Below are 23397 nucleotides of genomic sequence, written 5' to 3'. Positions count from 1 at the left end.
TTTATGGCATCACCCTATTTAAAAGAAGCTTGTGTAGAATCGTTAGAACAGGCCCTGGCAGCCGAGGTAAAGGGAGCAGACCGTCTGGAGCTTTGTGCCTACCTGGCTTTTGACGGACTCACCCCCGCGCCCGATTTGATCAAAAAAGTCATCGGGCAGGTAAAGATTCCGGTTCGGGTGATCATCAGACCACGCAATGGGGATTTTAAATACAACGAAGAGGAGCTCAATCATATGCAAAGCGGAATTGAGTTGTGTAAAAAGTTGGGTGCTGAGGGTGTTGTTTTCGGAGTCCTGAATCCCGACAATACTTTAAATATTGAAGCCATAAAGCAATTGGCCAAGGCGGCAAAACCTTTAAAAGTGGTGATTCATAAAGCCATTGATGCGACTCCAGATCCGTTGGAAGCTTTACAGCAGTTATTGGAGCTTAAAGGAATAGATACCGTGCTTACTTCGGGCGGAAAGTCAAATGCTTTTGATGGAGCGGAGACGTTGAAAGCCATGCTCGAGTTAGCGGGTGATCAGATTGAGGTTATGCCTGCCGGAAAAATAACCCAGTTTAATCTCCAGGAGCTTCACGCGTCTTTGGGAGCCAAAGCCTATCACGGAAGCCGCATCGTTGGTGAATTAAATTAAAAAATTATGCACCGTTTTTTCCTCCTCCTGTTTTTTGTAAACTTTTTAACTTCCTGTAATCAAGATAAGACCCCGCAAGTACAGATAGTAGCCGATGAATTTATTTTTACAGAGGCTCCTTTTAAACAATGTCATGCCTCAACGCTTGTAGAAACCCAGGACGGTGAGATTCTCGCGGCCTGGTTCGGCGGGGAATACGAGCGGCATCCTCAGGTAAGTATCTACACTAGTCGGTTAACTCAGGACGCCTGGTCTGTTCCTGAAAAAGTGGCTGACGGTCAGACTGCGATTGACAGCATAAGCTATCCTACCTGGAATCCGGTTTTAGTTAAGAATGCCGAAAATAAAGTACTCCTTTTTTATAAGGAAGGTCCGTCACCCTCAACCTGGTGGGGAATGTTGAAAGTTTCAGGAGATGCCGGTAAAACCTGGTCTGAAGCAAAACGACTACCCGACGGAATCCTCGGTCCTGTAAAAAATAAGCCCATCCAATTAGGATCTGGCGTGATTGTGAGTCCGTCAAGTGTGGAAAGCGAAGGGGGCGAGGTGTGGAAATCGCATATTGAACTGTCCTATGATCAGGGAAATACCTGGGAAAAAGTAGCCATTCCTTCCGCAGATACGGTAAAGGTGATTCAGCCTACCCTTCTTCAGCTTAAGGACGGAAGTTTAAAGGCCTTAATGCGCAGCAATCAGAATTATTTGATGGAAAGTACGAGCAATGACGAGGGTAAAACCTGGTCTGAGACGGTAACAAGCTCGGTACTTAATCCTAATAGCGGGGTAGATGCCGTGACTTTAAAGGATGGTACTTTCTTATTGGTTTATAATCCCACTGAGGCCGGTGCAGACTGGGCAGACGGTCGCAACAAACTCAATCTGGCCTACAGCGCAGACGGTGAAAACTGGGAAGATATTTTAGTCCTGGAAAATGCAACCGAAGGTGAGTTTAGTTATCCGGCAATTATTCAGGACGATCAGGGTTTTGTGCACATCTCCTATACCCACAACCGCAACAAAATCAGGTATGTGAAGCTTCAGCTCAAAAAATTGATCTGCACTAATTCGTTCATTGGTCTGTTCAATATCATGAAAGCAGACTATCCTCTTTTTGAGGTCTTGGTAATTGAGAATCCTCAGCTCCAGTTATAATTTTATAAGGTTTAGTCAATAGTTGAGTGCTGTAAAAATTGATCTTTCACTGTTTAGCATCTAAAACCTGTTATTCGTCATTTACTTAAGGTTGTCTACATAGCCTATTTTGTTGCTTAACTCCTGAGAGGTGTTATCTGTCGAAATAGTTTCTTTTAACATGAATTTATAAACATCTTTAAGAAAGATTTAAGCTTTAGCTAACAAAAGCATAACCTAATCAAAACCACTATTCTATGACGAAATATTACGTATCAGATACGGTAAACCCACTAAAAACAGGACATAACTAGGTCCTGAAACTTTTAGCAGCAGTGAATTTAGATACTACGCTATGGTTCTCTGCAGTTAACTACGAATGCAAACAATTTCTAAACAATTAAATCATCTAAAAACCTATCTAAAATGAAGTTGAAAACTATATACCTCTTGGTTTTTGGTCTTTTGAGTTTCTCCGGAATTCTAGCCCAAACCGTTACAGGTACAGTTACCGATTCTTCGGGAAACCCTGTGCCGGGAGTAAATGTTATTGAAAAAGGAACTTCTAATGGAACGTCAACAGATTTTGACGGTAATTACTCTATTGATGTTTCCGGTTCTAATGCGATTCTTGAATATTCAGCCCTTGGCTTCGTAACTGTAGAAAGATCTGCTTCTTCAGGATCTGTCATTAATGTAAGTATGGAAGAAAGTACCGAAGAGCTTAACGCGGTTGTGGTGACTGCACTGGGTATTAAAAAGGAGCAGAAAGCTTTGGGTTACTCGCTTACTGAAGTAAGTGGTGAGGCCGTTGCCGAAGTCCCTCAGGTAAACGCCATCAATGCCCTACAAGGTAAAATCGCGGGTGTTAATATTACCGGAGCGGCCACCGGACCGGCAGGTACCAGTAAAGTGGTGATACGGGGTGTATCGTCTTTAAGCGGTACTTCTCAGCCTTTATATATCGTGGATGGAATTCCTATCAATAACCAAAACCTGGGATCTGCCAGTAGATGGGGTGGTTCTGACTACGGTGATGGTATTTCTGGGATTAATCCGGATGATATTGAAAGTATTAGTGTCCTAAAGGGTGGTGCTGCTGCTGCACTCTATGGTTCTCGAGCATCTGCCGGTGTTATTGTGATCACAACAAAATCCGGTAAGGGGCAAAAGGGATTAGGAGTTGATATTTCAAGTTCTTATCAGTTAGAAACGGTAATGACTGATCTGTATGAGTTTCAAACGGAATACGGTCAGGGTCTTAACGGAGTAGCTCCTACCACACAGCAGGAAGCACTTGACGCAGGTATGCAATCCTGGGGAGCCAGATTGGGTAGTGTAGCTTCGGCGGTTCAGTTTGACGGAGTGAGCCGTCCTTATAGCTATACCGGTGATAACATCGACAAGTATTATGAGACAGGAACTACTGCTATTAATACGGTTGCTATCAGTCAGGCCGGCGAAAATTATAATTTGCGTTTTTCGGCAACTGATTTATCAAACGACGATATTACTCCAAATGCAGGTTTGAATAGAAAATCATTCTCTTTAAACGCAGGTGCTGTTCTTGCCGATAAGCTTACATTAAACGTAAGCGGAAAATACATTATTGAGGAAGTAAATAACCGTCCCCGAACTTCAGACTCTCCGGGTAACGGAAACTTTACTGTAGCCCTTTCACCTCCTAACATTGATGTAAATAACTATAAGCCTGGTTTTAATGAAGACGGTACTGAGTTTAGAATTTCTTCAAACGTGTATCAGCAAAACCCATACTGGACTGCTTTTAGATTTAAAAATGAGAGTGATAAAAACAGATTCATAGGTTCAACCACACTGAAGTATCAATTCACAGAGGGTCTTTATCTCTTAGGGAGAGCAGGTATAGATCAATTTACCGCGCGCATCACTTCTGTAGAGCCATTTGGAACTGCCTACAAACCACGTGGAGGCATGCAGGAGCAAACCTTTAACGTAAAGACTGTTGACGCCGATGTGATTTTAGGGTATGATAAGCAAATAACTGAGGATATATCTACTTCAACCTTGATTGGAGCTAACTCCAATTATGTTAAGAATGAACAAATCAATTTAATTGGTAATGATTTTGTGATTCCAACATTGGTAAATATTGAAAACGTAGCCAATAGAAATTACAGTTATAATTTAGGTCGGGTTAAGAGAAACGGACTTTATTTCTCTTCTGAATTTTCATTTAGAGATTATTTGTACTTAACTGTAACCGGAAGAAATGACTGGTTCTCCACGCTATCAAAAGCCGGTAAAACTGCACCAAACAACTATTTCTACCCATCAGTGAATACCAGTTTTGTGTTTTCAGATGCCTTTGAAATGCCTGAGTGGTTAACCTTCGGGAAATTAAGAGCAGGTTATTCTGATGTAGGTGGTGGTGCTAATGATCCGTATCAACTGGCTCTAACCTATGCGATTACAGACACGTATACAGCTACCGGACCAACCGTTTCATTAGGAGGAATAAATAATTCAGCATTACCTAATGAGAATTTGAAACCTTTTTCTAAGAAAGAATATGAAATAGGTGTTGACCTAAGATTCTTAAGAAGTCGTTTAAATTTAGATCTAACGTATTATGCTAATAAAACGGAGAATGATATCGTAAATATCAATACGTCTACAGCTTCGGGTTATAGCAGCGCCAGTATAAATATTGGAGAATTACAGAATAAAGGGGTTGAGATGTTATTAAGCGGTAGTCCGGTTAAGAACCCAAATTTTGAGTGGAATGTGAGCTATAACCTTACCTATAACGAAAACGAGGTTACCAAAACGGATAATGATGGTAATCCTATTTTTCCAGGAGATGCTGCTTATGGCGTGAACTCACAGTCAGGTTACCTCGTAGGATATCCTGCAGCTACACTTTACGGAACTACATTCGTAAGAGATGCAGATGGTAATATTCAGTACGACAGCAATGGTGCACCTTCTATAGGTCCAAATGCGGTGATTGGTCAGGGTGTTGCACCGTGGACTATGGGTATAACCAATACCTTTAATTATAAAAACTTTGAATTTTCATTCCTGATAGATGGAAAATTCGGAGCTGATATTTTCTCAGGAACCAGTGCGTTTGCTAATTTTTATGGAGCGAGTAATAATACCCTTGTAGGTCGTGAAAACGGACTTACTGTAAGCGGTGTGAATGCTGCAGGAGCTGATTTCAGTACGACAATCGCACCCGAAAATTTGAGCCTCTACTACCAGAGACTCTATGATATAGCCGAAGCAAACGTTCAGGATGCAGATTTTATTAAATTCCGTCAGGTAAGTCTGGGATATTCGTTACCCTCAAGTTTGCTGGAGAGTACATTTATAAGAAGTGCACGAGTTTCTTTCATAGGGCGAAATTTATTCTTCCTGATGAGAAATACCGAAAATATAGATCCAGAGTCTGCGTATAATAATACGTTCGCAAATGGTATTGAGCGATTTGGACTGCCTTCTACCAGAAGTTATGGATTAAGTTTAGATGTTAAGTTTTAAAAAAATAAATATGAAAAGTCTACTAATAAAAGCGACGGTTTTATTCCTCGTATTAATTGCGGGAGTATCCTGCGACAAGGGATTTGAAGAACTAAACGTTGATCCCACTAAATCCAATGAACTCGATCTTCAGTATAAGTTTCCCAAGGCAATTTTATATACCTCAGGGCAGCGTTATGAGTCCTGGAGGGGTAATTTAATCTACTGCTCTACTATGATACAGCATCTTGCCAATACGCAGGGTTACTGGAGCGGAGATAAGTATTTTTACAATGCAGCTTATTCTTCAGCATACTGGGATGCACAGTATCCACAGACGATTAAGTCAATTGAAGACATGAAGTTTCAGCTGGAAGCTGAAGAGCTAACGGCTTCACCTGAATATGCGATGGTGAGAATACTACGCGTTTTTGCTTACAGCCGAATCACAGACTTATATGGAGATGTTCCGTATTCTGAAGCAGGACGTGCATTTATAGAAGGTTTAACCAGACCGGTTTACGATAAGCAGGAAGACATTTATGCAGATATGCTAAGAGAACTGGAAGAAGCTACAACTGCATTGAGCAGTGGAACTTCAAGTTTAGGTGCTGCAGATATTATCTACAACGGCGACCTGTCTAAGTGGAAAAAATGGGGCAACTCGCTAATGCTTCGTTTGGCTTTGCGTATGGTAAAAGTTGATCCTGCTGCAGCTCAGGAGTGGGCCGGTAAGGCGATTTCGGGCGGAGTTATGGAGTCTAATGATGATATTGCCTATATCACGCATCAAACCGGTGGTAATGGTATTATTAGAAACGGTAATGGCGAAGTATTTACGGCTGACCGCTCAGCTCGTATCAGTAAAACCTTCCTTGATATGCTTGAAGAGCGTGACGATCCAAGAATCCGTGTTTATGCAGCCCTTCCGCCAACTGAATCTGGTTTTGTAGATGACGACCCTGCCAGCCAAAAGGGATTACCTAATGGTCTTGATGGGACTACGATTCAATCGTATAGTGGGGGAGATGACCTGAGTACCTATTCAGAGCCAAACTCAAAATACCTGATGAGTGAAGGGGCACCAATGTTCTGGCAAACCTACGCCGAGGTTGAATTTATGCTTGCTGAGGCTGCCGTTAGATGGGGTCTTGCCGGTGGTACTGCTGCGGCTGCAACGCATTATGCAGATGGGGTAACTGCTGCAATGAAATATCTGGAAATGTATGCTCCCGGAGCAGCTATTTCAGATGCTGCAATTGCAGATTATCTGGTAGCTAATCCCTTTAATGCAGCAAATGCTTTAGAGCAGATTAATACGCAATATTACCTGGCCATTTTCTTGAATGAATATGAAGCCTATGCAAACTGGAGACGTACCGGAATTCCGGCACTTACTCCAGTGAATTACGACGGTAATGCAACTGGGGGAACCATTCCGCGTCGTTTGGTTTATCCAACTAATGAAGCGGTTCTCAATGCTGAGAACTACAATGCCGTGATTTCAGATCAGGGTCCTGATTTGCTTACCACGCGTATGTGGTGGGATGCTGAATAAGCTTATTTTTTGATCTAGCCTTATAAAAAAGGGAGAGGAGACTCTCCCTTTTTTTGTATATTTTTAAATCTACAGATGCTTCTTATGAACAGATTTTGTACCCTTAGTTTCTACTGCATTGCTCTGATTTTTAATGGCATACATGCGCAAACATTAACTGAGCAGGTCAAGCAATTCACCCTACTTGAATCTTCAAAAACAGGGATTCATTTTAATAATCTTCTGGATGAAAATACCGAACGTAATATTTTGCTTTACGACAATTTTTACGGCGGGGCAGGAGTAGGTGTTGGTGATTTTAATCAGGATGGTTTGCAGGATATCTATTTCGCAGGAAACCTCGTAAATGGTAAGTTGTATCTCAATACCGGGAATTTGAAGTTTGAAGATGCTTCCGCAAATTCTGGTCTGGTACACGATGGCGGCTGGACTACAGGCGTAACCGTTGCAGATGTAAATAACGATGGCTGGCCAGATATTTACCTAAGCCGCGAGTTGTATGATGAGAAACCTGAACTGCGACGTAATTTATTGTATATCAACAACGGCGATGCGACGTTTACAGAATCTGCAGAGCAGTATGGTGTGGCTGATCAACAGCGCACGCGTCACGCTTCCTTTTTTGATTATAACAAAGATGGTTTTCTCGATTTGATCTTGCTCACCCAGCCACCCAATCCCGGGAGCTATTCCAAGTATTCCGGCACTAACCTGTTAAGGCCTGAATATCATATTAAACTCTATAAAAATCGGGGTGGAAATTCTTTTGTTGAGGTTTCATCTCTTGCAGGAGTGGCTAAATCAGGTTATCCCAATGCGGTATCTACCAGCGATTTTAACAACGATGGCTGGACAGATATTTACGTGGCTAATGATTTTGATGCGCCAGATTTCCTGTTCATCAATAACCAGGATGGCACCTTTAGTAATGTGATTGATGAGGCCATGAATCACATATCCTTTTACAGTATGGGCGTTGATGTCGCCGATGTGAATAATGATGGCGAGCTCGATATTTTTACCGTTGATATGGCGGCGGAAGACAATTACCGCTCCAAAGCCAATATGAGCGGAATGAATCCGGATGCATTTTGGAAAGTGGTAAACGACGGCGGGCATTATCAATATATGTACAATACGTTTCAGCTTTCTAACGGAAACGGAACCTACAGCGATGTCGCCCAACTTTTTGGAATGGCCAAGACTGACTGGAGCTGGAGTAACCTTATTGCAGATTTTGATAATGATGGTTTAAAAGATACTTATATCTCAAATGGTCTTTTGCGCGATATCCGGAATACCGATGCAGATAAAAAAGTAGCTAAGTATGTAGCCGAAGCCTTGCAGAATTATGCCGCAGAACATCCTGACGACAACTCTGAAGTTAGTGTTTGGGACGTTGTAGAACTCGACCATATTTTAGAACTCATTCCATCTCAACCTTTGAAAAATTACGCCTATAAAAACAAAGGCGATCTTAAGTTTGATAAAGTTACGGAAGCCTGGGGGCTTGATGAGGAATCTTTTTCTAACGGAGCGGCCTATGCCGATCTCGATAACGATGGCGATCTGGATCTTGTTGTGAATAACATCAATGCCGAAGCATTCGTATATCGAAATAATGCAGAGCAACTTAAAAATACCAATTATCTGAGAGTAAAGCTTACCAGCAACGCTCATAAGCCGGTTTTGGGTTCGCGAATAGTAGCTTACAATCCAGGTCAATCTCAATTGTTGGAAACAACTAACGTAAGAGGAATCTACAGCACCAGTGAGCAAACCGCTCATTTCGGATTAGGAGCAGCGAGCGGTTTAGACAGTCTTGTGGTTATTTGGCCAAACAGTCAAAAGACAACTCTTAGAAATCTTCCTGCAAATCAGCAACTCACTTTGGTAATGGAAGAAGCAGATGGTGTTTTAGAGCCGGTGGCAGATCTAAAGGATTCGACATTATTCGAGAAAATCGAGGGCGCTCCCATTCAATTGGTTCATACTGAGAATGACTACGACGATTACATCAATCAGGTACTGCTTCCACACAAAATGTCACAGTTTGGTCCGGCACTGGCTAAGGGAGATGTCAATAACGACGGACTCGAAGACATGTTTTTTGGAGGTGCAAGCGGTTACGCTCCCCGACTTTTTATTCAGGATGAAGAAGGAAAGTTCGAATCAGTAAATGCTGATTTCTGGGATAAGGAAAACGCTTTTGAAGATGTAGATGCCCTGTTTTTTGATGTAGATGGCGATGGTTTTCAGGATTTGTACGTGGTAAGTGGCGGAAATGAATATCCCGTAAACGATTTTCATTATGTAGATCGAATATATCTCAATGACGGAACAGGAAATTTTAAAAAAGGCGCTATTCAGGATATTGGTCGCGATAGCGGTTCTGCAGTAAAGGCGATGGACTATGACAATGACGGGGATATCGACTTGTTTGTGGGCGGAAGGCACTGGCCACATCAGTACCCGCTTCCGGCAAGCAGTATGTTACTAGTTAATGAGAATAATCGTTTGGTCAATAAAACCAAAGAACTGGCACCCGAATTAGAAAATATCGGGATGGTTACCGATGCAGTTTGGTCTGACATCGACGGGGACAGCGATTCAGATTTGATGCTGGTAGGGGAATGGATGCCGATAACGGTCTTTATAAACAGAAACGGTACCTTGGAGCGAACAGATATGTCAGGTTTAGAGAAATCTACCGGATGGTGGTTTGCTATGGAATCAGGAGATTTTGACCGGGATGGTGATATGGATTTTATAGTTGGAAATCTAGGTTTAAACTATAAATACCAGACCTCTCCGCAAGAGCCCTTCGATATTTACTATAACGATTTTGATGGGAATGGTTCTTACGATATTGTACTCAGCTATCACGATGATGATAAACACTTTCCGCTAAGAGGTTTTTCGTGCTCTTCTCAACAGATTCCCGGGCTCAAGGCTGAAATAAAGCAGTACGATATTTTTGCTTCTCTGGAACTCGACGCAATTTATGGCGAGAAGAAGCTCGATAAATCTCTGCATTACGTGGCAGATACGTTTGCTTCGGTTTATCTTGAGAATACCGGTGATGGGAGCTTTGAAATGCATGAATTACCAAGAATGGCACAGCTTTCAAGCATTAATGATTTGCTGGTTGAAGATTTCGACAGCGATGGTAATCTCGATGTTTTAGCAGTGGGTAACCTTTTTGTCTCAGAGATAGAAACGCCACGTAATGATGCCGGTACGGGGCTGATGCTTTTAGGTGATGGCGCAGGCGGTTTTGAGCCCGTTTCGGTTTTAGACTCCGGCTTTTTTGCAAACCGGGACGCCAAGAAAATCACGGAGATGCAAATAGGTAAAGAGCGTTACATTCTTGTCGCTAACAACAACGCTGCGGTACAATGGTTTAAAGTGAAAAACAACCAGACTCAAAAGTCTTTAACTAACCGATAACTGATGATGCGCTGGTTCTTCCTGCTTTTTACACTGGTCAATTTTGCTCAGGAGCAACAGTTTAAGTATACCAATTCTTTAATTGAAGAGGAGAGCGCGTATTTACTGGATCACGCACATAATCCTATTAACTGGCAAGCCTGGAGTGAAGCGGCCTTTAAACAGGCTCAGGAAGAATCAAAACTGGTAGTAATTAGTATAGGATACGCATCATGCCACTGGTGTCATGTTATGGCTAAAGAGTCTTTTGAGGACGAAGAGGTGGCACAGGTCATGAATGCCAACTTTGTAAGCATTAAAGTAGACCGGGAAGAACGCCCCGATATTGATCAGGTCTATATGACTGCCCTGCAATTAATTAAAGGTGAGGGTGGCTGGCCATTGAACGTGATTGCTTTGCCTGATGGTCGTCCACTCTATGCCGGTACTTACCACAGCAAATCCCAATGGATTCAGGTGCTCGACAAATTGAACCAACTCTACAAAAATCACCCTGAAAAAGCCATTGCTTTTGCTGATAATATTACCAAAGGTGTGCGGCGGGCGGCTTTAATTGAACCTGATATAGAATCCACATCTTTTGTAAAATCTGATATAGCGCAAGCTCTTGATACGTGGAAAAAGCAATGGGATTCCGAATACGGCGGGAACACGGGCGATCAGAAATTTATGCTCCCGGCCTCCCTATCTTTTTTAATGGATTATGCAGTGCTCTCCAATGATGCTGAGGCTTTACGGCATTTAGAACGTACCTTAGATGCAACGGCTTCAGGTGGGGTTTACGATCACGTGGGAGGCGGTTTCTTTAGATATGCTACAGATCGAAAATGGCAAATTCCGCACTTTGAAAAAATGCTCTATGACAATGCACAGCTGGTAAGTGTGTATGCCAGGGCATACCGCCTTTTTAAAAAGGAAGCATACAAAAACGTTGCTGTCCAGACCCTTCAGTTTATGGAAAACGAACTGAAAAGTGAATCCGGCGGATTCAAATCTTCAATTCGCGCAGATACTGATGAGGGCGAAGGTGCATTTTATACCTGGACCAAAAATGAACTTGAAAGTGTATTGGGAAGTTTTGCGGAAACGGAAGACTATTTTGAATTGTATCCCTTTACTGCGGAAAGCCACGTATTGGGTATAAAATCATCTGCTCCCGGGACTCAACTTCAGAACAAGCTTTCTAAACTCTATAAGACTCGTGCAGAAAGATCCAGACCGCTGACAGATGACAAAATTATCACTTCGTGGAACGCCTTACTGATTACAGCCTATACCGAAGCTTACAAGGCCTTTCAGGAAGATCACTATTTGACGAAAGCGGAGCAGCTATTTACTTTTTTAGCCCCGTCTGATACAAAAGAATTAAGCCATATTCCCGCGTCTCAGCAAAACGGAGTCTATCTGGAAGATTATGCCTACCTCATACGTGCAGCTTTAGACGTGTATTTGACGAGTGGAAAAATGCTTTATTCAGAAAAAGCAGCGGAATTGTATAACCAGGCTCAGGATTTATTTTTTGAACCTTCGATAGGGTTATTTCGTTTTGGTCAGAGCCAAAATCTATTAACTCCAATCTATAAAACCGACGATGATGTAATGCCTTCTCCCAATGGATTAATGGCATTAAGCGCTTTTGAATTAAGCAAAATAACCGGTCAGGAACACTACCGGAATAGAGCGGAAGATATGCTCAAAATCATAAAGCCCAAAGCATTTCAATATCCCGCAAACTACACTTCAGCGCTTCATGTTCAGTTGGGTTATGTGTACCCGTATTATGAATGCGTGGTGGTGGGAAATGAGGCTGAAACCCGAACAAAGGAGATTTGGAATACCTATCTACCGAATGTTTTGATTGCTTTTTCGAAAACCGGAAAAGACGGACCTTTATTTGAAAACCGCTACGATCCGGAAGAAACGTATATCTATGTCTGTCAGGAGACTTTCTGCAAGCTTCCCACAACCACAGTTTCGGAAGCTTTAAAACAGCTCGAAACGCCTCAATAATCGGTATTCTTCTATATAGGTTATAACAGGCATAGTTCTAACTGACTCAGCAAGCGACTAATTTTCATATCTTTAAGATTCGCCAGAGATTTCAATCCATAGGTTTCAATTTTGACCAGGCGGCTAACCAAAATTCAAAATTCATGAAAGATAAAGAGGGAAAATGGTCTAAAGAAGAATTGCAGACCTATGTATTGTTGTTATGCGCCAATGTTGACAAAGAAGAAACGGAAGAAGAACTCGAGATGATTCGGTCAAAGGTTTCTTTAAAAACCTTTGCAGAGCTTTATGCCCAGTTTAGAAACGATTCAGAAAAAAAGCAAATTAAACGTATTCAGAAAGCAGTTCAGGCTAATGACTACAGCCAGATGGAGCTTGCAGCTTTCCGTAAAGAGATTCAGGAAATTTTTCTCTCAGACAAACGCTATAAACTTAGCGAGCAGCGTTTACAGTCGGTACTTGACAATATTTTGTATTAAGTTTTACTGCATCGCGCGGTAGCTGAACGGTCAGGATCAAGAGTGTGTTTTTTGTGGAAGATGCCTTTCTGATCTTTATTCTAAAAAACGAATTCCGATAGTTTATATATTTTCGGTGGGTGATAGCGTCTTCTGACTCATTTAACCTGTTGTTTGAATTTGAAGTACCCCCTGTGCACAATAGATCTAAGTTAATTTGGGACTATGTTTAGACCACTATTATTTTGGATATTCCTTCTGGGTTTTTCAAATTTTCTGGAAGGCCAAACCCCTGATTCTTCTTCGCGTCCCAACATTCTTTTCATTCTTGCAGATGATTTGGGCTATCACGACCTGAGCATTACGGGTAGCCGGTATTATGAGACCCCCAATATTGACCGCATTGCTAACGAAGGAACCGTTTTTACTCAGGGTTATGCCGCCAGTCGGGTTTGCAGTCCATCGCGGGCCAGTATTATGCTGGGGCAGTTTACCGCCCGTCACGGAATTACAGATTGGATAGGAGCACCTGAAGGCGAAGCCTGGCGTGATTTAAACCGATATGACAAAACACTTCCTCCAACTTACAGGCATCAGTTGCCGCAGCAGGCAATCACACTACCTGAAGCTTTAAAGGCCGGTGGCTATGCTACTTTTTTTGCCGGTAAATGGCACCTGGGCGATGGTGATTCTTCCCCTGAAACAAATGGATACGATATTAACCAAGGAGGCTGGGAAGTAGGCAGCCCCAAAGGAGGATATTTTTCTCCCTGGGATAATCCCAAACTCCCGAATACAGAACCGGGAGAGAATCTTTCCCTGCGTCTGGCTAAAGAAACTTCGCAATTTATTGCCGGGCATACTGACACTCCTTTTTTTGCCATGCTTTCCTTTTATGCCGTGCACGGACCAATTCAAACCACAGAGCAAAAATGGGCTAAATATCGAAATAAGGCAGATTCGCTGGGGATTTCTCAAAGCGCTTTTGTAATGGAGCAAATGCTGCCCATTCGTACAGAACAGGATAATCCGGTTTATGCAGGCCTCGTAGAGCAAATGGACGATGCGGTTTGTTTGGTTATCGAGCAGCTGAAGCAAAGCGGATTATATGAAAATACCATTATCATATTTACCTCAGATAATGGAGGTGTGGCTTCCGGCGATGCTTTTTCAACTTCAAATCTTCCCTTGCGGGGTGGTAAAGGCTATCAATGGGAGGGAGGTATCAGAGAGCCATTTTTCATCAAATTGCCCAGGAACTATAACGCCGTAAAAAGTTCTGATGTTCCGGTTACGGGGACTGACTTTTATCCTACGCTGCTCGATTATGCAGGCATACCTCAAATCCCACAGCAGGCAGTTGATGGTAAAAGTTTGAGACCGCTCATAGAAGGCGAGAATTTTGAGGAGCGAGCGCTGTTTTGGCACTATCCGCATTACGGTAATCAGGGAGGTCTGCCTTCATCTATAATTCGAAGAGGAGCGTACAAGCTTATTCACTATTGGGAAGATGATCACGACGAATTGTATAATCTGGAAGATGATTCCCGTGAACAACGGGATCTTTCCGCAGTTGAACCTGAACGGACTCGTGAACTAAAGGAAGAATTGATGGCTTTTCTCGAAGAAACCAACGCGCTTCGGCCTCAGAAAGACCCGCAGTTTGATCAACATAAACGCAATGAACTTGATCGGGAGCGATTAGAAGTGCTGCTGCCAAAACTGGAAGAGCAACGTCTTCAGATGTTATCTAAAACCTATACTCCTAATCCAACCTGGTGGGGAAGTAAAATAACGCGTGATTAATTTTTTTCAGGTAATTCGGGAGGGTTCCCTAAGCTTTCCCGTTCTGAAATTGGAAAGTAAACCGTTTTTACTCTGATTCTTTTAAATACTTACTTAGACACCAAACGTATCTCAAACTATTATGAAAACCCTTTCGATTACCTGTTTTTTGGCTATTTGCGTGTTTCATACTTCCTGCAAAACACAAACCGAAAAGCAGCAAAATACACCTATCACCGAAAGCCCTGCTCCACCTAATGTCATTGTCATCCTCATTGATGATGCAGGTTATGCCGATTTCGGATTTATGGGTTCTGAAGATTTAGAAACTCCGCGTATTGATGAGCTGGCGGCAAGTGGCGCTGTGTTTACCGATGCCCACGTGAGCGCTACCGTATGCGCACCATCCCGTGCCGGGCTTATGACGGGTAAATACCAGCAACGCTTTGGTTTTGAGGCTAATAATACCGGTGGCATTGGCCTCAGTGATGAGGTATTTACTATGGCTGATGTTTTTCAGGACAATGGTTATACGACCTACGCGTTGGGCAAGTGGCATTTAGGTGAAGAAGAATCAGATCATCCCAATCAAAGAGGCTTTGATGAATTCTATGGTTTTTTAAGCGGAAGCAGGTCGTATTTTCCGCTTAAAGATCCGGGCGAAAAAAATATGCTTCAGCACAACGGGGAGCGGGTGGTTTTTGAAGGCTATCTCACCGATGTTTTAGGGGACCAAAGTGTACGATTTGTTGAAGAGTCAAAAGAGACGTCGTTTTTTATGTACTTGGCCTACAACGCGGTGCATACTCCAATGGAAGCGAAACCGGAAGATCTGGAAAAATACAGGAACCATCCCCGTCAGGATTTAGCCGCTATGACCTGGTCATTAGATCAAAATGTAGGTAAGCTTCTCGATAAATTAGAGGCTTTAGGACTGCGTCAAAATACGCTGATTTACTTTTTAAGCGATAATGGTGGGGCTAATAACAACCAGTCTGAAAACGGTGTGCTCAAAGGATGGAAAGGCAATCACTTTGAAGGTGGGCACCGGGTTCCTTTTATTCTGAGTTATCCCTCAAAGATAGAGCCGGGTAAAACTTTTGACGGACTCAGCTCTTCGCTCGATATTTTTAAAACCTCGGCAGCTGCTGCATCTCTTAAAATACCGAAAGACCTTCAGCTTGACGGAGTTGATCTATTGCCCTATCTAACCGGGGAACTACAGGGAGACCCACATCAGCAATTATTCTGGCGAAAACTGGAGGAGTCTGCGGCACGTGTGGGCGCATTCAAAACCGTGAGGCTTGAAGGTGTAGAGACGGTGCTGTATAATCTTGACGAAAACATTCAGGAAACAGAGAATCTGGCTGGTTCTAATTTGGCAATGCTCAATGAACTGGAAGAGGCCTACCACAACTGGGAAGAAACCCTTGTTGCTCCGCTTTGGGACGAAGGAGATGAGTGGATGGATGTCACGTATGAAATTCAGAAAAGTCTCATGGAAAATAAACAACCGCTTTACGAGGACATTCACAGTGATGCCTTCAAGAAAAATCGGATTCGCATAAATCAGGATTAGGAATTTTTCAGCAATGATTGGGGAATGAATGATATATCCCTCGTGTTGAATGATTTAAACCAGAACAAATCTGCCTGAAACCCTAGTTTTAGGCAGATTTTGTTTTTAGGAACTAGAGACAAAATCGGGGCAATTTCACCAACACTAATCCTAAATAATTCCGAAGATGAAAAAAAATTACCTTCTCTTATTTTGCCTGAATTGCTTTTTAGGGCAATTCCTATTTGCAGGCGCACCTCCTGCAGACGATTACAACTGCAATCAAACTGCGCAGTACCTGTACTGGACAGGTGAGGAAAATCAGGACTTTTTCAATGAAAATAACTGGAGAATAGCAAAACAGAAACCCATTAACCCGTCAGATCCTATTGAAAATCACCGTTGTTTACCTGGGGCCAACAAAGAGGATTATCAAATCTGTCTGGGAGATCATGATCCGGGTTCTGATAAACACCCCGCTGCCGGAACGATCGAGCCCGGTCTTCCCATCGCTTACAATCTGTATGCCTCAGGGGCTCAGATTCAGGTAAGCGGAGCTATTCATTTTAGCTGTGATACCAAAGGCTTGACGGTATCGCAAAGCGATTTAAATGTTAACGGGCAGTGGTCAAACGGGGTACTAAGTCTTGATAACCGAAGCACTGTAAAATTCAACGTAAAGCAGGAGTCTTTACTTCAGTCGCGCTTTAACCTGCTTGATTCGGAAAGCTGGGTATATTTTATTAAAAATGATCCGATAATGCTGGAGGCTGAAGCGCTAAATCAGATTTATGTAGCCGATCTTCCGGGTGTTTATAAAGCCAATTTCAGATTAGATCAATACTATCAGCAGGGTACTTTATTGCGTCAGCAGGATGATGCTTATGAGCCGCTCGAGATTTTTGAGGGTTCGGGTCTTAGTGGTAATTCGGCTACCGTAAAACCGTTCCAAATACATTCGGGCGCGGCAATTCCCGGTGGTCTGGATAACAGTATTTCTTCTTTTGTGCTTAAAAGAGGTTATCAGGTTACCATAGCGGTTCAGGAAAATGGTACGAGTATGAGTAAAGTGTATATCGCTTCCGAAGAAGATTTAATCGTTGAAGAGTTGCCTGCTGCTCTTAATAATACGGTAAGTTTTATTCGGGTACTTCCCTGGGAGTGGATTGTTAAGAAAGGTACCGGCGGTAATATAGCAGTTGTAAATGCAGGCTGGTTTTACAACTGGAATAACAATCAGGAAACCCAAACAAATTATAAGTACGTCCCAATGGCCTGGGGAGCGAGTGGCGCTACGGCAGATGCGGTTAAACGTATGACCGCCAAGGCCGAAGTGAACCACATTCTTGGTTTTAACGAGTCTGACAACTGCGAGGATCAATCGGGGCAATTTAATAACCTCTGCGAGCCAGAAGTTGCAGTGGCGTATTTTGAAAACCTGATGAAAACCGGCTTGCGTATAGGCACGCCTGCACCTCGTGAGAACGGTCCGTTTGGCTGGCTGGCTGAATTCAGCGAGCTTGCTACTGCCCAAAACATTCGTTTTGACTATGTTGCTGTGCATTGGTATGACTGGGCCAGCAATCCCCAAAACACGCCAAACGCTTCAGCTCAGGATATTTTTAACCGATTTAAAGCTTACTTAAAACGGGTTCACGATGCGTATCAATTACCCATCTGGATCACCGAGTTTAATGCCAATCCCAACCGAACCAATTCGATTCAGGATGCATTTTTACGTTTGGCTTTGCCCTATCTCGAAAGTCTTGATTATGTAGAGCGCTACGCCTACTTTCAACCCAATTCAAACCTGTCTAGCAATCCTGTAGAATCTGCAAATTATCAGGATGAGGCTGGTAATTTAACCAATATAGGATTGCTCTACCGGGATCATATTTCGAGCCCGTCAATCGCAGTTGCTACCTATGCAGCACCAAATAATCTTGAGGGTCTAGATCTTAATTTTGAGGAGCAGGAGCCGGTCATTTTGGTTTATGAAGCCGAATGCACCTCGTACATCGGCAATCAATTAGTAGTTGTTGAAGATACCAATGCCTCAAACGGATATTATCTTAAGTTAGATTCCGGTCGCGAAGGTGCTACAGTATTGGCTAAACAGCTGCATTTTGACATCAGCATCCCCGAGGCACAAAGCTACCGGATCTGGTTGCGATATAAGTCTTCAAATGCTGCAAATACCGGCGTGCGTATGTACATTGATGAGGCCGAAGTAGCCGAAAATATAAGCGGTTTACGCAATGCGCACTTTGACTGGGAACAACTTCCCCGTTTTGTTGATCTCACTGCGGGCACACACAGAATTACCCTGGAACCGGCTAATGAGCGTATGCTTATTGATGGAATCGCACTTACTACGGGCAGTGAGACTATTGATTTTGCTGGTGCAGCAGCAGATACCTGTGTACCTGCTGAAGAGCGTTGGGGAGCTACCGAAACCACAGCCATGTATTTTGCGGAAGCCGAACAGGCCAGTTTGGGAAGCGACTGGACTGTTAAAACCAGCACCACAGCAATAAACCAGGCATATATAGAAAGTAATTTGAATGCAGCGAGTACTCCTCCGGCAGGAACGGGATTGGCTGTTTTTGAGATCGATGTGACCGAAGCAGGTCGTTTTAATCTTTGGGGTAAGGTACAGGCGCTCACCGAAGCTTCTGACGCATTCTGGGTAAGCGTAGACAACGGTCCCTTCTTAAAATGGGACGGACTCAAAGCCAGTGCGTTTATGTGGAAATGGAGTAAGGTTTACAATGCGATAGCAGATGAAGAACAGGCTTTGAGCTATTTCTTAACCGCGGGGAATCATCAGATAAGTGTTGCTTATGCCGAAGCGGGAACCAAATTAGACCGTATCGCACTTGCCGGTTTCAATCAGAATCCCGCTACCGTTGATCCCGATGTTTTGTTTCCAAATACGGCATTAGAATTTGAGGCAGAAGATGCGATTATCATTGGGAATGCAGCGTTTCAGAATTGTGAAAGTTCATCAAATGGGCAGCAGGTACGCCCGGCTGCATTCAATTCTAACCGCATTCGTTTTGAAGGCATTGCCGTGGCTCAGGGAGGGACCTATACACTCAAGGTACATTATATGAGTAAAAACATCCGCAATTTTGGACTGCGGGTCAATGAAGAAAATTTGGGTAACCGCCCCATCCCGTCATCAGGCTTATGGTGCTTTGAAAGTGGAGTGCCCGCTGTTTATGAGGTGGAAATTAATCTTGTAGCCGGTGAAAATAGTATTGAGCTAACCGGTGCTTCAGGTGATGCTCCCTTCTTCGATAAAATTGTTGTAGTAAAAGAACTGATTTATGAGCTGGAAGCCGAAGACGCGAGACTTACCGGAGGCAGTTTTGTACAATATTGCGATGCCGCTTCGCAGGGAGCTTATGTAAATACGCGTGAATTTAATGGAAACGCTATCGTTTTTGAAAACATAACCACTACACAGGCCGGGGAGTATGATTTGAAAATCGATTACGTAAGTGCTGTGCCCAGATCTATGGGCCTTAAACTCAATGACGGTCAGGTTGAATCGCTTGATTTTGCAGATTCCGGAGAATGGTGCTTTAATGGCGGGCAGCCTAGCCAACTGGTGCATCGTGTAAGCCTTAATGCCGGTGTTAATCGTATAAGTCTCGTAAATGCAGGTGTTGTAGCTCCATTAATTGATAAAATAAGCATCAGGCTGATAGAGGCAAGTGCTTCGGCGATATCCAAATCAAAGGCAGGGAAAACCACTGCACCAGCCGTTGCATCAACTTTCGAAACTCCTGAAGCAGCGATACTCAATTCAGAGTTCAGAATATATCCCAATCCGTTGAGAAGTGGTGCTTTACTTCGTATTCAGTTGCCGGTAACCTGGGATTCGGCTGTAAAACTGGAGGTTTTAGACGTTTCCGGAAGGCTGCTGTATAAGGAAGAGAACAAGAGTGCTAACAATTTGGGCTTACAGGCATCTCAGTTTGCCTCGGGAATGTATTTGTTAAGGGTATCTACTGAAAAAGATCAACTCGTTAAGCGATTTGTGATTCAGTAAGTCTTAGCTTATTATCAAAGCAAAAACCGGTTCTAAACATAAGTTTTAGAACCGGTTTTTAGTTTTTAGAAGGGTAGCCTATAGAAAACTTTTAACCTTTTTAGTTAAGCTCATTTAGTTAATCTTCCACCTCAATTAAAGGCCAGTCATCGGTTCTAAAAGGCGAGGCGGGAATGCCTTCGGTATTAATTATTTTAACTTCTCCCAGATTATCAAAACCCACCCGTAAAGCAACCGGTTCCTGAACCTTTTCGCTTTGCACAATTAAAATGGAATCTTTGATTTGTGCCTGAGCCGGGTAGAATTTGCGATCAGCTCCTGCCAGTTTGATAGAACTGGTCTCGTTGACCCTGCCTGTAAGACCGCCTGAAGCATATTTAAATGAAACATAAGCCTTTCCTTTTTTAAAGATTACGGTATCCGGAACGGGACCCATGTCATTTACCGCAGTTCTGTTGTAGGTTCGCGACAAGGCCAGTTTGGCAAGACGTTCTCCTACCGGGCGTTTGTTTCGGGGGTGTATATCACCGGCTTCACCCACATCATTGGTTATAGCCATACCGGTAAGTGAAATGTCTAAAGCCTGAAGTTGTGCTTCCCGTAAATAGGGAGGTTTTGTGCGTTTTCTGTAAGAAAAGGGAGCAATTTGGGTAAAATAAAATGGAAAATCGATTTCCCACTGGTTACGCCAGCTGTTGATCAGTTTTTGCATCAAAGGATGATAGATCTGGTAATTTTCAATATTGGCCTCGCCCTGATACCAAATCACTCCCTGAATGCTGTAATTCTGCAGTGGTGCAATCATCGCGTTAAAAGCCAGTCCTGGCTCTGTAGGCCGGGCTCTTCCTTCGCGCTGCAGCTTATGGGTATTCAGGATCGAATCGCTGATTATAAAGTCTTTACGAACCCAGGTTTCGGCATTGGTGCCGCCCCAGCTGCTGTGCAAAATCCCAATAGGTACCTCTAAATTCAGATGCAATTGTTCCGCAAAAAAGTAAGCCACTGCGGAAAAATTTCGGGCATTTTCAGGTGTACATACAATCCAGACTCCCGGGGTATCGTCCTGAGGGGTTTCCGCCATTTTTCGATATACATCAAAAAACCGAATCTTCGGGTAATTTGCTTTTTGCAGTTCGTTGCGAAAATGCGTTACTCCACGATAGCCCTTAGAAACCGAATCAAGTGGCATTTGCATATTGCTTTGGCCCGAAGCAAGCCAGACCTCCCCAATATAAACATCATTAATTTGCAGTTTTTCATGACCCCTGATGTGAAGTGTGAAGGGCCCACCGTACGCGGGTGTTTTAAGTCTTACCATCCAGCGGCCTTTGTCTGCAAGTGTGCTTACCGTATCCGTATTCCAGGAACCCCAGACTTCAATTTTCTCGGAAGTATTGGTCGTCCAGCCCCAAATTTTCACTTCCGTATCTTGCTGTAACACCATATGATCTGAAAGCACCTGAGGCAGGATGATTTTGGAAAAACAGAAGGAGCTTTTCAGTAGTAAAACAAATGTGAGGAGAACTAGTTTTTTCATAAGTACTTGTCATTAAAAGCAGGGGTGATTTATAGGTTGGCCGAAACTATTCGGGTTTGATAGCTCCCAGAAATACAGCGTCTTTGCTGGTTTTTCCTAAAAGATCTTGAGACATTTGAAGACCTCCTGGCAAACTTTGAGTATCTTCGGGGAGCTGAGGTATGTTAATTCCTGTATTAATCAGGCTTGAGTCTAAAGGGATATAATCTGAGGCATTCAGCCCACCCGGATTTTTAAAAACCGGATCGCCATATTTCGGGTTGGTATCCTGAAGGCTTAGTTCTGCAGGCCAGCTTTTGGAATTCCAGAACAGGTTGTTTTCAAAAACTACATTAGATGCGATTTGTGAATCTTCAATCTCAGGACGGTATTGATCCCCGAGAACCAGTTTGGTTTCGCCATTGATGCAGAAAATATTATTGGCAATCAGAATTCCACTGCTTGTTCTTTCGATCGCCACTTTGGGCTCGTAGGAGCCATCGCTGTAAATCGTATTGTTGTAGAAGTAGGTGTTAACCGGGCCTTTTCGTTTTTTGCTGGTTCCTTGATAACCACTCAGCCAAAAGATCTTACCTTCCTGAAAAGCGCCGTCTTTACCTTTGGTACGATTACCGTCATTAATGCTGAGGTTAAAACGGTAGGAACAGTTGTAGTTATTACCCAAAATCTCACAAAATCCGCCGGCGTTGTATGCCGAGATGTTGTACTGCAAAACAATGTTATCACAATTGAAGTCAATATGCGCACCGGCCGAGTCGCCTGGACCGTTAGCGTGTAAAAATTTGTTTTTTTCGATGAGTACGTTTGACGATCCCCAGGTCCACAGACCGCTGCCGCGACCCCATTTACGGCTGTCGTCATCGCTTCCCGAATGGGAAACAAAATTGTCAGCAACGTAAACCGATGCGACTTCAGACATCTGAATGCCGGGCCCGCCGGTTTTGTAAACCAGATTGTTTAAGATTTCTACATCGCTAATATTCTGATTGTTGCCGGTAAGCTTAATACCGGTATGACTTACATCGATAACACTGCAGCCGGTTATACGCACCCTGCTGATGCTTGCTCTTGGATTATCGCTAATGAGGCGTATACCCCAGCCGTAGGCCTGCGTGCCATTTGCAGTGTTTACTTCATCAGCGCCACGCGTAAAGCCTTTGTTTTCGTGAAAAATTCCTTTCAACGTCAAATTTTTCAATATAATATTACTGGTGCTAACCGCGCCCTGCGTATGAATCAAGACCCCGCAGGTCATATTTTCATTGGGTTTTGAGCCGGTATAACCCTCGCCGGTGATATTCAGGTCATCAAGTTGTAAATAAGAGCAATTTTGAATTTGAATACCGTAGCTGTAATTCTTAAAGTCGATTAGCGCAGGAGCATCTAGCAAATTAGCGTCCCAATTTTTTGAGCCGATGTAAATGGGGTTTTGCTCCTCACCAATTAAATTATTTAGAATCAGGCTTCCGTAAAACACTTCACCTTTTGCCAGAAAGACTGAGTCACCTGCTTTGAGATTTAGTTGATTGATTTTTTCCAGACTTTTAAAGGCTTCTGCCTTACTTAAACCGGTATGCGTATCATCACCCAGAATGGGGTGTACGTAATAGGAATGAGAATAGGTCTTGAAAAAAATCAGGACTGCGAAAGAAAACAAAAACTTTTGGTTAAACGGAAGATTCATAGTTGAAAAGGGGAATAAAAATT

The 23397-nt window shown here is 43.1% G+C and carries 12 protein-coding genes; 10 read left to right on the top strand and 2 right to left on the bottom strand.

The window, feature by feature from the left end; all coding sequences use genetic code 11:
- Nucleotides 1-3: 3 nt before the first annotated feature.
- The 10 genes from CJ305_RS13485 (at nt 4) to CJ305_RS13440 (ending at nt 20153) form a co-directional block, all read left to right on the top strand.
- Complete coding sequence (locus CJ305_RS13485; protein WP_099646813.1) at nt 4-639, top strand: copper homeostasis protein CutC; 636 nt, start codon at nt 4-6, stop codon at nt 637-639.
- 6 nt (nt 640-645) lie between these two features.
- A complete protein-coding gene (locus tag CJ305_RS13480) occupies nt 646-1791 on the top strand; it encodes a sialidase family protein (RefSeq protein WP_099646812.1) in 1146 nt (381 codons plus the stop codon).
- Nucleotides 1792-2196: 405 nt separating this feature from the next.
- Entirely contained in the window at nt 2197-5295 is a 3099-nt protein-coding gene (locus CJ305_RS13475; RefSeq protein ID WP_099646811.1) for a SusC/RagA family TonB-linked outer membrane protein, read from the top strand.
- A 10-nt stretch (nt 5296-5305) separates the two neighbouring features.
- Nucleotides 5306-6832, top strand: a complete 1527-nt coding sequence (locus CJ305_RS13470) for a SusD/RagB family nutrient-binding outer membrane lipoprotein (RefSeq protein WP_099646810.1) — start codon at nt 5306-5308, stop codon at nt 6830-6832.
- Between the two features lie 84 nt (nt 6833-6916).
- Entirely contained in the window at nt 6917-10282 is a 3366-nt protein-coding gene (locus CJ305_RS13465) for a VCBS repeat-containing protein (protein WP_099646809.1), read from the top strand.
- A 3-nt stretch (nt 10283-10285) separates the two neighbouring features.
- Nucleotides 10286-12292 carry a thioredoxin domain-containing protein gene (locus CJ305_RS13460; RefSeq protein ID WP_099646808.1) on the top strand — a complete coding sequence of 669 codons (2007 nt, stop codon included), beginning with the start codon at nt 10286-10288 and terminating at the stop codon, nt 12290-12292.
- Between the two features lie 143 nt (nt 12293-12435).
- A complete protein-coding gene (locus tag CJ305_RS13455) occupies nt 12436-12771 on the top strand; it encodes a hypothetical protein (RefSeq protein WP_099646807.1) in 336 nt (111 codons plus the stop codon).
- 204 nt (nt 12772-12975) lie between these two features.
- Nucleotides 12976-14556 (top strand): sulfatase, encoded by a 1581-nt coding sequence (locus CJ305_RS13450; protein ID WP_099646806.1) that lies wholly within the window; start codon nt 12976-12978, stop codon nt 14554-14556.
- Nucleotides 14557-14677: 121 nt separating this feature from the next.
- Entirely contained in the window at nt 14678-16114 is a 1437-nt protein-coding gene (locus CJ305_RS13445) for a sulfatase-like hydrolase/transferase (RefSeq protein ID WP_099646805.1), read from the top strand.
- A 166-nt stretch (nt 16115-16280) separates the two neighbouring features.
- On the top strand, nt 16281-20153 hold the full coding sequence (locus CJ305_RS13440) for a glycosyl hydrolase (RefSeq protein WP_099646804.1): 3873 nt from the start codon (nt 16281-16283) through the stop codon (nt 20151-20153).
- A gap of 118 nt (nt 20154-20271) precedes the next feature.
- On the opposite strand, the gene CJ305_RS13435 is transcribed toward CJ305_RS13440, so the two are convergent.
- Together CJ305_RS13435 and CJ305_RS13430 are read right to left on the bottom strand one after the other, a co-directional pair.
- A complete protein-coding gene (locus CJ305_RS13435) occupies nt 20272-21690 on the bottom strand; it encodes a sialate O-acetylesterase (protein WP_099646803.1) in 1419 nt (472 codons plus the stop codon).
- 46 nt (nt 21691-21736) lie between these two features.
- The gene (locus CJ305_RS13430) at nt 21737-23374 is read right to left on the bottom strand and encodes a right-handed parallel beta-helix repeat-containing protein (protein ID WP_099646802.1); all 1638 of its coding nucleotides are present in this window, start codon (nt 23372-23374) and stop codon (nt 21737-21739) included.
- Between the last annotated feature and the right edge of the window lie 23 nt (nt 23375-23397).

The sequence above is a fragment of the Leeuwenhoekiella nanhaiensis genome (assembly GCF_002744755.1).
Lineage (GTDB): Bacteria > Bacteroidota > Bacteroidia > Flavobacteriales > Flavobacteriaceae > Leeuwenhoekiella > Leeuwenhoekiella nanhaiensis.
This window is presented reverse-complemented; position numbering and strand designations above follow the sequence as displayed.